The sequence below is a fragment of the Pseudomaricurvus sp. genome (assembly GCF_965662505.1).
GTDB lineage: Bacteria > Pseudomonadota > Gammaproteobacteria > Pseudomonadales > Cellvibrionaceae > Pseudomaricurvus.
Map to the genome: position 1 here is coordinate 1 of NZ_CBFIHX010000101.1, position 13,068 is coordinate 13,068.

The window sequence follows — 13,068 nt, forward strand, 5'->3', positions numbered from 1 at the left end:
ACATGCTGTCAGCGTCAATCCGATTAAAATCGATAGCACTATCTTGTTCATTTTTAAACCTTCTTTTGTGTCGAAGTGTTTGAGGTGCTCGAGACGCTCTTTCTCTGTCAGCAAACTTCTATTGAAAAGCACTCTGGATTTCCTCGTCAAGAGTCTGCTGCGAACCGTTTTCGAGAAGTAGTCCGTGAGCACCAATTAAGGCATCAAAGTCCAGTTGCAGTAATTTTTCAAAATCCGATTTCATCGAGCCGTTTTCAGGTGTTACTCGCTTTAGCCAGGGTGGACCAATGTTGATACCTGTTTTAAATCCAAGGAGCTTGAAAGCTGTTTTTGTGAGCCAGCTAAAATAACTCCAGTCCGCGTGATACTGAACACTGTCGGTGGTGATCAGCAGTTTATGTTCTTTAATCAGCAGAGCGGCTTCCGGAAATTGAGCGGATTCAAAGATAAAGAACTCTGAGTTTGGAAAAGGGCTTTCAGTGTTTTTAGCAATCCGCTGAGTGGGAGCGGGTGATGTGTAGGTGGTCTGACCTTCCTGAGCCCAAAATTCGCATGGATAGCGATCGAGATAAAATGCGTCGTCGAGACCATGGAAATCTCCGAGCCTGATGATGTGTTTGACGCTGCCGAGCTTGTCCAGTTGTTTGAGTCCTGTGTCGCTCATCCGCACAGGGTTGATCAAGATTAACTCGTGCCCGTGTTGCAGAATGATCATGTTTCGATTCATCCGCATCCCCGGCCCCATTTTGATGCTGCCGTGCAGCAGGTAAACGCCGGGATACAAGGCTTTTATATCATCGTGCGGGTATGCGGGTGGGTACATCACTTTTCCTTAAGCCATTCGCAATAAATAGTAGCCATCAAAAATATCTGTTGAGCTTAGATGACCAAGGGTCAGTACGCCATGTCCAGGTTTTCTTCAGTCTAATGCACTCCCCGCATCCACTTCTTCAGCCAGGGCGAGATTAAAATCATAAACACCCCGACACCAACCCCTGTCCACATTAAGAACTGATACAGCTCGGTATAGGTCGCCAGCGCATGAGCCACATCCTGAGTCTCGCCGGTGGAGATGTCGATGGAGGCCATTTTGCCGAGGCGGGTGGCGACGGTTTCTGACAGCGAGGTGGCGAGAAACCAGGTGCCCATACTGGCGCCGACGACGCGGCGCATAGAGAGCTTGGTGACGGCCGATAGGCCAACCGGTGAGAGGCAGAGTTCGCCGGTGGTGTGCAGCAGGTAGGCCAGGGTCAGCCAGATGATGGCGACCTTGCCGTCTTCGCCAAGGAATTGGGCGCCGATGACCATGGCACCAAACCCCAGCCCGGCCTGAATAATACCCAGCCCAAATTTCACCGGTGTAGAGGGTTCCCAGCCGCGACGGCCAAGCCAGATCCACAGTGCCGCCAGCAGAGGAGCGCAGACAATGATAAAAAACGGATTCAGTGAACCGAACATGGAGGCGCGAACTTCTGCGCCCATCACGGTGCGATCTACGACGCGGTCTGCATAGAGGGTCATGCTGCCAGCGGATTGTTCAAACAGCGCCCAGAACACCACCGACGAAGCGATCAGTATCATCAGAACCAGGGTGCGCTGGAACTCTTCCCGGCTGCCTTTCAGTAATGCAAACGCAGGCAGGGCGATCAGGGCGATGGTGAGCAGGACGTTCTGGCTCATGTGGACAACGTGTTCGTGTTGCAGCAGCAGCCAAATCACCGCCAGCGATAGCAGACCCCCGAGATAAATTATCCATTCACGATTGAGAGGGCCGATAACCCCCTGTTTAAGAATGTCCGGGTTGGAGGGTTCTGCCAGTCCCATCAGGTGTTTCTGGCCTTTGAGGAATGTCAGCAGGCCGAACAACATTCCAATGCCCGCAGCGCCAAAGCCGTAACCCCAGCCAAAGGTTTCGCCGAGCCAGCCGCAGAGCAGCGTCGCGCTAAACGCGCCAATGTTGATGCCCATGTAGAAGATGGTGAAGCCGCTGTCGCGACGGGGGTCGTCCCTGCCGTAAAGCTGACCGACAATGGTGGAGATGTTGGGCTTCAGAAACCCAACACCCACGGCAATCAGTGCCAGGGCAAAAAAGAAAACATCGAGCGCGATAACATCCTGAATGATGAGCGTCTGACTCAGTTCGGTGCCAGCGGCGACTACGCTGCCATCGTTCAGTGTCAGCGATGAATTCAGCACCGTACCGGCAGCGTAGGAAACCGCTTGCTGGCCTTCATAAGCCATCAGCAGGTGACCGCAACACAACAGCACCGCGCCAAACACCACCGCTTTGCGCATCCCCAAATAGCGGTCAGCCAGCAGGCCGCCAATGACAGGCAGGGCATAGACCAAACCGGCGTAGGCACCGAGCACGTCGTAACCGGCGGCGTCGGTAAACAGGTGGTATTTGGTGAGGTAGAGCAACAACAGGAACTTCATGCCGTAAAACGAAAAACGCTCCCACAGCTCGGTGGCGAAGCAGATATAAAGCCCTTTGGGATGACCAAAGAGCTCGTCTGTGGGTAGCGATTCAGCCTGGCTGTTTGTCGTCATAAGCGAGTCATGTCCTATGTGTGCTTGCCGGTGTCGATAGAGCGCCGTCAGTTAGGGTAATGAAAAACAGATATAACTGACTTTGTGTCTATTCCACAATGTGACAGGCCTTTAGAGTGTCACAAAGGCTAAAATAAATACAAGGCTCGTGTGGAAGGAGGGTGGTCTGACACCTGTTCAGGCCGCGAGAATGACGTTCAGAGTAATGTATGTTCAACGACGCAAGTTCGGGTTATCGGTTGTGGCCGGTACGCTGTTTCTGTTGTCTGTCGTCAGCTGCGTTCAGCAGTCAGCCGATGTAGTTCTCATGAATGGCGGACGACTCTCTGACACCGAGGTTCAGCGATTACTCGACAGCCAAATGCTACTGGCGGATGCAAACCCAGACGCTCTGGATAGTGCGCGGGCGCTTTTGGCCCAAGACCCGCTGGCGGTCAACGGCGAGATGCGACGTTTTATCCACGCCTACGTTGCTGCCGAATCATCGTCCAACAGCAAGTTGCAGCAATTGCTCCAGGCGCTGCTGCACGGAGGACTGTTGGGGGTCAGCTACAACCCGATGAAAACCTACACCGCCGCCGAGACCTTTTATTATCAGGAGGGCAATTGCCTGTCGTTTTCGATGTTGACGGCGGCGCTGGGGCGAGAGGTGGGGCTCAACGTCAGATTTAACGAGGTGCAGGTGCCGCCCACCTGGGATATGCAAAGTGCCCGCACACAGGTGAATTACCGTCACATGAATGTCGTCGTCAAAGCCGGACGGCAACGCAAGATCGTCGACATCAATATGAGCAACTACAGCGTCGATTATCAGCAGGATCTGGTGTCCGACGACTACGCGGTGGCTCAGTATTACAATAACCTGGCGATGGAGTCTCTGATTAACGGTGAGCCGGCGGTGTCTTTCCTGCTGTTGCGCGAGGCCCTGACCCGGGAGCCTGAGCTGTCTTTTTTGTGGGGTAATCTGGGCACGGTGTACCGCAGAGCCGGCTACTATCACGAGGCGGAAGTGGCCTATCTGAAAGGTCTGCAACTGGATGGGGCGGATCTGATGATTGTCAGCAACCTGGCTCGGCTGTACCGGCAAATGGACAGCCCGGACAAGGCAGACTATTACGAGCAACTGGCCGCCAGTTATCGGGCCAGAAACCCCTATTACCGCTATTCACAAGCCGGTGAGGCCTTCGCGACTCGTCAGCTTGACGATGCATTGGACAATATTACCGCGGCCATTGAAGCCTACAGCCAGGATTCCCGGTTCTATTTTTTGGCGGCGAAAATCAATAGGGCGCTGGGAAGGAATGGTGAAGCGCGGCGGCAATTGCAGATGGCCATGTCTCTGACCGGGGATGATGCCCAGAGGCGTCTGTATCGGGAAACACTGGCGGAGCTCACCCCAAACAATCTGGGTGAGCTTACCACCATCGAGCGGGATTAATCGTCGCCCTCGGGGCCGTCGGACATGCCCAGCTCTTTCAGCTTGCGAGTCAGGGTGTTACGACCCCAGCCCAGCAGATTGGCCGCGTCGCGCTTGCGACCGGCGGTGTGCTTGAGTGCGGTTTCAATCAGGGCTTTTTCAAACGTCGGTACGGCTTCTGAAAGAATGTCATTCTGGCCGCGCGCCAAAGCCTGATCGGCCCAGTGACGCAGAGCTTTTTCCCAATCGCCGGAGGGGCTCTCTTCACCCTTGCTTTCCATCAGCTCTGGCGGCAGATCTTCCAGGTGTACTTCACGGCCAGAGGCCATCACCGTAATCCAGCGACAGGTGTTTTCCAGTTGGCGCACGTTGCCGGGCCAGTCCAGGTTACAGAGGTAGTTTTCGGTCTCTGGCAGCAGGATCTTGGTTTCCACTTCCAGTTCTTTGGCCGCTTTATGGAAGAAGTGTTGAGCCAGCTTGGCAACGTCCTCACGGCGGTCGCCGAGCTTGGGAATGTGGATGCGGATCACGTTCAGACGGTGGAACAAATCTTCCCGGAAGCGATTATCTTCGACCAGGCTTTCCAGATTTTGGTGGGTTGCGGCAATGATGCGCACATCCACTTTAACTGGCGTGTGGCCGCCGACCCGATAGAACTCACCGTCCGCCAGCACCCGCAGCAATCGGGTTTGGGTCTCGGCGGGCATGTCGCCAATCTCATCGAGAAACAGGGTGCCGCCATTGGCCTGTTCAAAGCGACCCTGACGTTGACCGCCGGCACCGGTGAAGGCGCCTTTCTCATGGCCAAACAGCTCTGATTCGATCAGATCGCGGGGAATTGCGGCCATATTCAATGCGATAAAGGTGTTGTTGCGACGCGGGCTGTGGCGGTGAAGGGCACGAGCCACCAGTTCTTTACCGGTACCGGATTCGCCGTTGATCAGAACCGTGATGTTGGATTGTGACAGGCGGCCGATGGCGCGAAACACTTCCTGCATGGCGGGAGCTTCACCAATGATCTCGGTGGCCATCTCCGGTTCCGGCGGCGTGTGTTCCTGCAGTTGTTCCTGAGCATGGATCAGGGCGCGTTTGATCACGGCAACAGCTTCGTCGACATCAAACGGCTTGGGCAGATATTCGAAAGCACCGCCCTGATACGCCGAGACCGCGCTGTCGAGGTCCGAGTGAGCCGTCATGATAATAATCGGCAGGCCGGGGGCGTCTTCAGACAGGATTTTCAGCAGGGAAAGTCCGTCGGTACCGGGCATGCGAACGTCGGTGATAACGGCATCCGGGCGGCCGTTCTTCATCGCATTCAGTGCGCGGTCGCCACTTTCAAACGCGGTACAGGCGATACCTTCCTGCTGCAGAGCACGCTCAAGTACCCAGCGGATGGAGCGGTCATCGTCAATGATCCAGACATGATTAGAAGGTGTTCGGCTAGGCTGCATGATGTTGTTCCAGTGGTATATAGATGGAGAAGGTGGTTTGTCCCGGCTGGCTTTCGCACTCTACCAGCCCCTGATGTTGTTGAATGAGGTGTTGCGAAATAGCGAGTCCCAGCCCCGTACCTTCCGGTCGGCCGGTGATCATCGGGTAGAAGATGTTGGTCAGCATGTCCTGAGGAATGCCGGGGCCGTTGTCTTCGATATCGATCCGGCATACCAGCGGGTGGTGTTGCTGACCGATGGTAAATTGCCGCTGAATCCGGGTGCGCAAGGTGATGATGCTCTGCTCGTTAAGATCCGCTTCCTGCAGCGCCTGCATGGCATTGCGGGCAATGTTCAGCAGCGCCTGAATCAGCATTTCTTTGTCGGCTTCAAATTCGGGGATGCTGGGGTCGTAGTCGCGACGAATGCGAATGCCACTGCCACACTCGGCTTTAATGACGCTGGCAATGCGCTCCAGCACCTCGTGGGCGTTGGTCTGTGCAAACGAGGGCAGCTGGCGTGGGCCGAGCATGCGATCTACCAGGTTGCGAAGGCGATCTACTTCTTCAATGATGATGCCGGTGAATTCATCGAGGTCGTTACCCGGCAGTTCTCGTTCCAGCAATTGAGCGGCGCCACGGATGCCTCCCAGTGGGTTCTTGATCTCGTGGGCCATGCTGCGCACCAGATTGCGCACGGTCTCCTGAGAGGAGATCAGAGCTTCTTCCCGGCTGATTCGCAACAGGCGGTCGAGAGCCACAATTTCGATGATCACGCCATCCTGATTGGACAGCGGGGTGACCGTGTAATCCACGGTCAACTGTTCGCCGTTGTGTAGCTGCCATTGTGCGCGGCGCTTGGTGAACTGGTTTTCCTCAACAATGGCAGTTCGCAGGGTGTCTGCTGGGCTGCCGTCTTCCCGGAAATAGTGCAGAAACGACGTGCCCAGAACTTTCGCCTGGCTGACAGCCAGTAATACCTCGGCGGCCGGATTGAGGTACTTCAGTCGGAGACTGCTATCGACGAAGACTACGGCAACGTTGAGGTGCTCGAGGATGCTCTTATAAGGTTGTTCTGATGGCATGTGTTATCCGTTAAATGAGGCTTAGACACTCGGTGTTTTTGCGCAGGTTCTCGGTGTCTTGTCCGATCCTCGCTGGGTTTGCCGCCACTCAGTCGGAGGCCCGGTCCATTATGCGGTTTGCACCTTATTGATCCGGGAATGTTTTCCGAGAGGTGATTGCTTAGGCATGGTTGCCGCACCCATCTTGTCTTAACCTGCAGTAATTCTTAGCAAGAAACGAACCAATACGGCGCACCCGCCCCTTTTCGGTGAAATCACGCGGATTGAGGGGGTGAGTGGCAGATGCCTCCACGAAATTGTGTTTTATTTTGGTGCAGGCCAACTGAGGGGCGCATTTTATGGCCTAGTTTGGGACGTGTCTGTAGCCTGGATTTCTCTTGCGTTCACTCTAGCGCGCGCTTTTACGTGGCACTGAATTGCGTTGCACATAGATGGTGACCGCGTTTGAACGCCCCATTACCTCACCTGAGGAATTTATGACCACGGCCCGAAGGCTGTGTTCGCCGCGGTAGACTTCGCGCAGGACAAGGTTGGTTGAGTAAAACTCCTGCCCGAAGGCCTGGCCGTTCAGCAAAATGCGGATGTGATCACCGTTCCTGAGTTGAGGGTTAATGCTGAGGCTGACCGGGATTTCATACTGCCCCATAGGGACCTGGGTGCCTTCCTGTGGGTTGTTGATGCGAACCTGATAGTTCACCGGGGCTTTTTTCACGGTGGGTAGCGGTCGGGGCTGGGCGGAAACCGGAGGTTGAGTGTTGATGTCCGGCAGATCAACGGGATCGGCCTTGTCCTTGTCTTTGGGGTTGTCTGTATAGACTGTGTTGCCTTGCTCATCCACGGTTTTGTAGATTTCGGCGGTTGCGGTCATGCCGATCAGAGAGAGGAACAACAATACTGCGCAGGTGATTTTCATGTCGCTGTCCGTGTCGAAAGTGATACCAGTAAAGGTTATGTCGCTTAGATTAGCGGGTTTTTTCGATATAGGCGAGCGGTGGACGTGTGGGGTGTGAGCTCTTAGAGGTGTGCTTCTGCTAAATATGACGCCCATAAAAAAGGGCCGCAAATGCGGCCCTTTTCGATCAATTTAACCGGTACAGGTCTTATACAGAGTAGTACAGATCAAACTCTACAGGGTGAGTGGTGTGCTCAACCTTGTGAACTTCTTCCATCTTCAGTTCGATGTAAGCGTCGATCATGTCTTTAGTGAATACGTTGCCCTGAGTCAGGAACTCGTAATCTTCTTCCAGACATGCCAATGCTTCGCGCAGCGAACCGGCAACTTGTGGGATCTCGGCAGCTTCTTCCGCTGGCAGATCGTACAGATCTTTATCAGCAGCATCGCCAGGGTGGATCTTGTTCTTAACGCCGTCCAGGCCAGCCATCAGCAGGGCTGCGAAAGCCAGGTATGGGTTGGCAATTGGATCCGGGAAGCGAGCTTCAACACGTACAGCCTTAGGAGAAGAAACGTAAGGGATACGGATAGAGGCAGAGCGGTTACGGGCAGAGTAAGCCAGCATAACAGGTGCTTCGAAGCCAGGAATCAGACGCTTGTAGGAGTTGGTACCTGGGTTGGAGAAAGCGTTGATCGCTTTAGCGTGCTTGATCACACCACCGATGTAATACAGGGCAGTTTCAGACAGGCCAGCATAGCCGTCACCAGCGAACTGGTTAACACCGTCCAGCCAGTAAGACATGTGAACGTGCATGCCGGAACCGTTGTCGCCAACGATTGGCTTAGGCATAAAGGTCGCAGTCTTGCCGTAGGCGTGAGCAACGTTGTGTACGCAGTACTTCAGGATCTGTACTTCGTCCGCTTTCTTAACCAGAGTGTTGAACTTAACACCAATCTCACACTGACCAGCGTTGGCCACTTCGTGGTGGTGTACTTCTACGTCCAGACCCATTTGCTCCATGGCATTACACATGGCAGAACGGATGTCGTGCAGGCTGTCTACAGGTGGTACTGGGAAGTAACCGCCTTTAACGCGTGGACGGTGACCCATGTTGCCATCAGCGTACTCGGCAGCAGTTGCCCAGGCAGCTTCTTCGGAGTTGATTTTGACGAAAGAGCCAGACATGTCTGCGCCCCACTTGATGTCGTCAAAGATGAAGAACTCTGGCTCTGGACCAAAAAAAGCAGTGTCACCCAGACCGGTAGACTTCAGGTAATCTTCAGCGCGTTTGGCAACAGAGCGTGGATCGCGCTCGTAACCTTGCATGGTGGAAGGCTCCACGATGTCACAGCGAACGATAACGGTAGGCTCGTCAGTGAACGGATCCAGGATGGATGCTGAATCGTCTGGCATCAGGATCATGTCGGATTCGTTAATGCCCTTCCAGCCGGAGATAGAAGAACCATCGAACATTTGACCGTTTTCGAAGAAATCCTCGTCAACAGTGCGAGCAGGAATGGTTACGTGCTGTTCTTTACCTTTGGTGTCAGTGAAACGCAGGTCAACCCAACGCGCTTCGCTTTCTTTAATCAGATTCAGAGTGTTCTCTGACATGTGGATGCCTCCAAAATNGCCTAACCAAGACAAATTTAACCCTAGCTAATACGAAATTAATGTCCGAATTGACTAAAGTATTAAAAAAAGCCTTCCTCGTGTCCCGGTTTCAGGTGAGTGTGCGGGAAGTCAGTCACGCATTCTTCACGTTTTACTCTCGGGACGCAAGAGAGAGTGATCGATAACAGGGCAAATTGTATGCCAGCACTAAAATAATCGGTTCCGGCCGCTATATTCGGGGTTTTTCGTCGATCTGACCAAAGCTGGTAAAAACGGAAGTGATCTATTTTGGTGCACAAAATAGAGTCTTTGTCCAAGATGGTGCATGACGCTTTTTTTTGGGTTTTTCCAGCATGGCGTTGTACCCCAGGGGCTGAATTACGGGCCGAATGTTTTGCGGCGGGTGTGTGTGAGTCGTGGTTGATCTATAATCGCGCGCCCCAGCGGCTATTCGTATCGATCCTTGCTTCTGCCATCGGTGTCAGCGATTGGTTTTAGCGAGGTCGGTTGGCGGCTCACCGTGAGTAAGTTCCACGCAATAACAGGCATAGTAGGCTAAGTTCATGCATTTTATCGTCAAGCTCTTCCCTGAAATCACTATCAAAAGCCCGCCAGTGCGCAAGCGATTTATCAAGCACTTGCGTGAAAACCTGAAAGAGTTATTCCGGGCGGTGCCGTTTACGGTTCAGGTAACCCGTGATTGGGACAAGATTGACGTGTTGGCCGATTCGGACGAACAGGCCGACATCGCACAGGTGGCGGAGATTCTTTCCCACACCCCTGGCATCGCCTACTTCTCTCAGGTTCAGACCTACCCGCTGGGGGATCTGGAAGATATTTTTCAGAAGACCAAAGCCATCTGGGCTGACGCTCTGGAAGATAAGACCTTTTCTGTGCGGGTGAAGCGCAATGGCGACCACGAATTCAGCTCCATAGAGGTGGAGCGCTATGTGGGCGGCGGTCTGAATCAGCACACCCAGGCCAAGGGCGTAAAGCTCAAGCATCCGGACGTCACGGTGCGACTGGAAATCAAGCGCGATCAGCTGCACGTGATTCAACGGCAAACTCAGGGGCTCGGCGGTTTCCCTCTGGGCAGTCAGGAACCCGTGCTGTCGCTGATCTCCGGCGGGTTCGATTCCACGGTATCCAGTTACCTCACCATCAAGCGCGGTATTCGGACCCACTACTGCTTTTTTAATCTGGGCGGTCGCGCTCATGAGGTGGGGGTGAAAGAAGTCGCCTATTATCTATGGAGGAAGTTCGGCGCCTCGCACAAGGTGATGTTCGTCACTGTGCCGTTTGAGGATGTGGTGTCCGAAATCCTGCAAAAGGTGGATAACTCTCAGATGGGCGTCGTCCTGAAACGCATGATGCTGCGTGCCGCGACCAAGGTGGCTGAAGAGATGGAGATTCAGGCGCTGGTCACTGGAGAGGCCATCGGTCAGGTGTCCAGTCAGACGCTGACGAACCTGTCGGTGATTGACAGTGTGACCGACACGCTGGTGCTACGCCCCCTGATTGCCATGGATAAGGGTGAAATCATCGACGTCGCGCGTCGTATAGGTACCGAGGAGTTTGCGGCGGCCATGCCGGAGTACTGTGGGGTGATTTCCCGCAAGCCCACCACCCGTGCCCAGGAGGAGCGTGTTGCTCACGAAGAGGGTAAGTTTGATTACGCTGTGCTGGAATCGGCCATTAACGAGCGCCGTACCGTGCACATCGACAAGGTGATGGATGATCTGGACGACGACGTGCAGGTGGACGTTCAGCATCAGGTGCAGCCGGCTCAGGCGGTGATTGATGTGCGCCATCCGGATGAAGAGGAATTGCGCCCCTTGCAACTGGACGGTATCGAAGTGTTAAAGATCCCTTTCTACAAGCTCAGTACCGAGTTTTCCGCGCTGGATAAGGCCCGTACCTATCTCCTTTATTGCGAAAAAGGTGTGATGAGTCAGCTGCATGCGGCTAATCTGATGGATGCAGGCCATAAGAATTTGGGGGTTTTCCGTCCGGAAAACGATTGATCTCAGCGGATGTCTCGGGCGTACACGCGATAGCGCTATGTAGGCGGAGTATAGGTGGAATATAGGTGCAATGTAGGTGGATATAGGTGCAATGTAGGCCGTGAGGGGCATCTATTCAGCACCGCTATATAAGGATTACAGTAAGGATGACAGAAAGCAGCCGTATGGAACTAAGAGCAGCACTATGAGTTTAAAAGCCAAATGGGATTAAGAGCCAAACTGTTGGTGACACTGCTGGGCCTGTTGCTGCTCTCGTTGGGCGTGCTGGGCGGCGTCACCTATTGGCTTTTTGAAAGCAAATTGCGCGGAGAGGCGTTGAGTTACCAGCGCAATATCGCCAGCCAACTGATTATTGGTGCGCGGGCTGATTTGGTGCGCATTTCGGCCGCCCTCAAGCAGTTGTCTGAAAATACAGCCCTGATTTCTGGAGTTGAGAGCGGAGTTGACCCTCAAGCGAGCGGAGTCGACCCTCAAAACAGTGCCGGTCTGAGTACGATACAGTCGAGTTTTGATAATTTTCAGCGTCTCAATATGGGTGTCGGTCAGGTGATTCTGTTTGACCGGAATGGCGACTATATTTTGCATTCGCCCACCTATGCGCCAGTCATGACCGACCATCTCGATGTAGAGGCCGTGCTCAATAGCCGCCATGTTATGGCATCGGGACTGACCCGAAGTTTTTATGCGGATGCCGCGGGTGGCCACATGTTGGTTTCGGTGGCGCCGGTGCGCTCTCGCACGGAGCCGGGGGTTGTGCACGGGTATATCACCACCGTCAGTGGGCTCGACTCCTTTAAGCAAATGGTGGAGGAGAGCGACAGTTCCGTTACCCGCCTGTTTTTCAGTGATAATGACGGTCACTTTTTGGTGAAATCTCCGGAAATTCCTTTTTCTTCTTTGCCTGGTGACATCGCCGGCGCGTTTAATCTGGCCGATGTCGGCTTTCATGACTCTGGGGTATCCGGTCTGGGTGATGTTTCGTCCCAGCCCGAGATGATGGATGTGGGGCTCAGTGGAGGCGGTCAGACAGAGAGTGACTTTAGCAATCCCCACTTTATTGATATGAATGACAACGGTATTTCTTACCGTTTAAGCATGCAGCGGGTGGCCCCCAATCTTTGGCTGGGGTCGCTGATTGATCAGAGGGCCATTGCCAACAACAGCCTGTCGCTGTTGGCGGTGCTTTTGCCGGCGGCGGCGGTGGTGATTGCCCTGTCGGGGTTTATTTTCTATCTGAGAGTGTTTGGGGTGATTCTCAAGCCGATTGAGGTGTTGATTCAGGCAACCCGGAAGATCTCCGGCGGGGAGTATCGTCCCGATATTGAGATTGCCAGCGAAGACGAGCTGGGGGAGCTGGCGGATGCTTTCCGGGTAATGGGGCGGCAGCTGGAGGATTCCGGCCAGCAGATTGCTCACTTGGCGTATTACGATCCGTTGACGGAGTTGCCCAATCGCACCACTCTGCGGGCCACTCTCAGCAGTATGATTGAGGAGGCGCAGCGCAATGACCGTCAGTTGGCAGTGTTGTTTATCGATCTCGATGACTTCAAAAAGGTCAATGACCGCCTGGGGCATGCGGCAGGTGACGAGTTGTTGGTGCAGGTGGGCAAGCGCCTGCAGCGACGTTTGCGCAGCAGTGATGTGCTGGCCGATGCCAGTCAGGAAGCCGGTGCGGAGCAGGTCATCAGTCGTCGCGGCGGCGATGAATTTAATGCCATTCTGAACAATGTTCACGACGCCCGCGAGGCGGCGCTGGTGGCTGAACGCTTGATTGTGGACATCAACGAGCCACTGTTGATCGACGGCAGCGTGGTCACGGTGGGCGCCAGTGTCGGCGTGGCGCTGTTCCCCTGTGACGGGGAGGATGCGGATACCTTGCTACGGCATGCGGATATGGCCATGTACGAGGCCAAGGGGCTGGGCAAAAACAAATACTATCTGTTCACAGAGAGTATCAACGCCCAGGTGCACGAGCGGCTGGAGATGGAGCAGAGCATTGCTGGTGGCCTGCAGCGCAACGAGTTTGAGGTGCATTACCAGCCCAAGGTGAATCTGA

Annotated in this window: 9 protein-coding genes; 3 read left to right on the plus strand and 6 right to left on the minus strand. The window is 54.3% G+C overall.

The genetic code is table 11. From position 1 onward, the window contains the following. Positions 1 to 118 precede the first annotated feature (118 nt). Complete coding sequence (locus ACTG33_RS13060) at positions 119 to 823, minus strand: hypothetical protein (RefSeq protein WP_439135666.1); 705 nt, start codon at positions 821 to 823, stop codon at positions 119 to 121. Between the two features lie 101 nt (positions 824 to 924). Next, the gene (locus tag ACTG33_RS13065) at positions 925 to 2,550 is read right to left on the minus strand and encodes a peptide MFS transporter (protein WP_439135667.1); all 1,626 of its coding nucleotides are present in this window, start codon (positions 2,548 to 2,550) and stop codon (positions 925 to 927) included. A gap of 190 nt (positions 2,551 to 2,740) precedes the next feature. On the opposite strand from ACTG33_RS13065, the gene ACTG33_RS13070 reads away from it, so the two are divergent. Then, positions 2,741 to 3,988, plus strand: a complete 1,248-nt coding sequence (locus tag ACTG33_RS13070; protein ID WP_439135668.1) for a tetratricopeptide repeat protein — start codon at positions 2,741 to 2,743, stop codon at positions 3,986 to 3,988. Here the strand turns inward: ACTG33_RS13070 and glnG are convergent. From glnG to glnA, 4 genes are all read right to left on the minus strand, one after another. Next, positions 3,985 to 5,418 (minus strand): nitrogen regulation protein NR(I), encoded by a 1,434-nt coding sequence (gene glnG, locus ACTG33_RS13075; RefSeq protein ID WP_439135669.1) that lies wholly within the window; start codon positions 5,416 to 5,418, stop codon positions 3,985 to 3,987. The genes ACTG33_RS13070 and glnG overlap by 4 nt on opposite strands. After that, positions 5,408 to 6,481, minus strand: a complete 1,074-nt coding sequence (gene glnL, locus ACTG33_RS13080; protein ID WP_439135670.1) for a nitrogen regulation protein NR(II) — start codon at positions 6,479 to 6,481, stop codon at positions 5,408 to 5,410. The genes glnG and glnL overlap by 11 nt, the downstream gene beginning before the upstream one ends. Before the next feature lie 388 nt (positions 6,482 to 6,869). Next, positions 6,870 to 7,394: a DUF4124 domain-containing protein gene (locus ACTG33_RS13085; RefSeq protein ID WP_439135671.1), complete on the minus strand. Its 525-nt coding sequence runs from the start codon at positions 7,392 to 7,394 to the stop codon at positions 6,870 to 6,872. 187 nt (positions 7,395 to 7,581) lie between these two features. After that, on the minus strand, positions 7,582 to 8,988 hold the full coding sequence (gene glnA / locus ACTG33_RS13090; protein ID WP_439135672.1) for a glutamate--ammonia ligase: 1,407 nt from the start codon (positions 8,986 to 8,988) through the stop codon (positions 7,582 to 7,584). 563 nt (positions 8,989 to 9,551) lie between these two features. On the opposite strand from glnA, the gene thiI reads away from it, so the two are divergent. Further along, positions 9,552 to 11,012, plus strand: coding sequence for a tRNA uracil 4-sulfurtransferase ThiI (thiI, locus tag ACTG33_RS13095; RefSeq protein WP_439135673.1), 1,461 nt, complete (start codon positions 9,552 to 9,554; stop codon positions 11,010 to 11,012). 201 nt (positions 11,013 to 11,213) lie between these two features. Next, positions 11,214 to 13,068, plus strand: a 1,855-nt coding sequence (locus ACTG33_RS13100; protein WP_439135674.1) for a diguanylate cyclase domain-containing protein, incomplete at its 3' end; no start/stop codon positions are given.

Coding starts and splice junctions, on each gene's coding strand:
- ACTG33_RS13060 (WP_439135666.1), bottom strand. CDS start 823: ATGTACCCACCCGCATACCCGCACGATGATATAAAAGCCTTGTATCCC.
- ACTG33_RS13065 (WP_439135667.1), bottom strand. CDS start 2,550: ATGACGACAAACAGCCAGGCTGAATCGCTACCCACAGACGAGCTCTTT.
- ACTG33_RS13070 (WP_439135668.1), top strand. CDS start 2,741: ATGACGTTCAGAGTAATGTATGTTCAACGACGCAAGTTCGGGTTATCG.
- glnG (WP_439135669.1), bottom strand. CDS start 5,418: ATGCAGCCTAGCCGAACACCTTCTAATCATGTCTGGATCATTGACGAT.
- glnL (WP_439135670.1), bottom strand. CDS start 6,481: ATGCCATCAGAACAACCTTATAAGAGCATCCTCGAGCACCTCAACGTT.
- ACTG33_RS13085 (WP_439135671.1), bottom strand. CDS start 7,394: ATGAAAATCACCTGCGCAGTATTGTTGTTCCTCTCTCTGATCGGCATG.
- glnA (WP_439135672.1), bottom strand. CDS start 8,988: ATGTCAGAGAACACTCTGAATCTGATTAAAGAAAGCGAAGCGCGTTGG.
- thiI (WP_439135673.1), top strand. CDS start 9,552: ATGCATTTTATCGTCAAGCTCTTCCCTGAAATCACTATCAAAAGCCCG.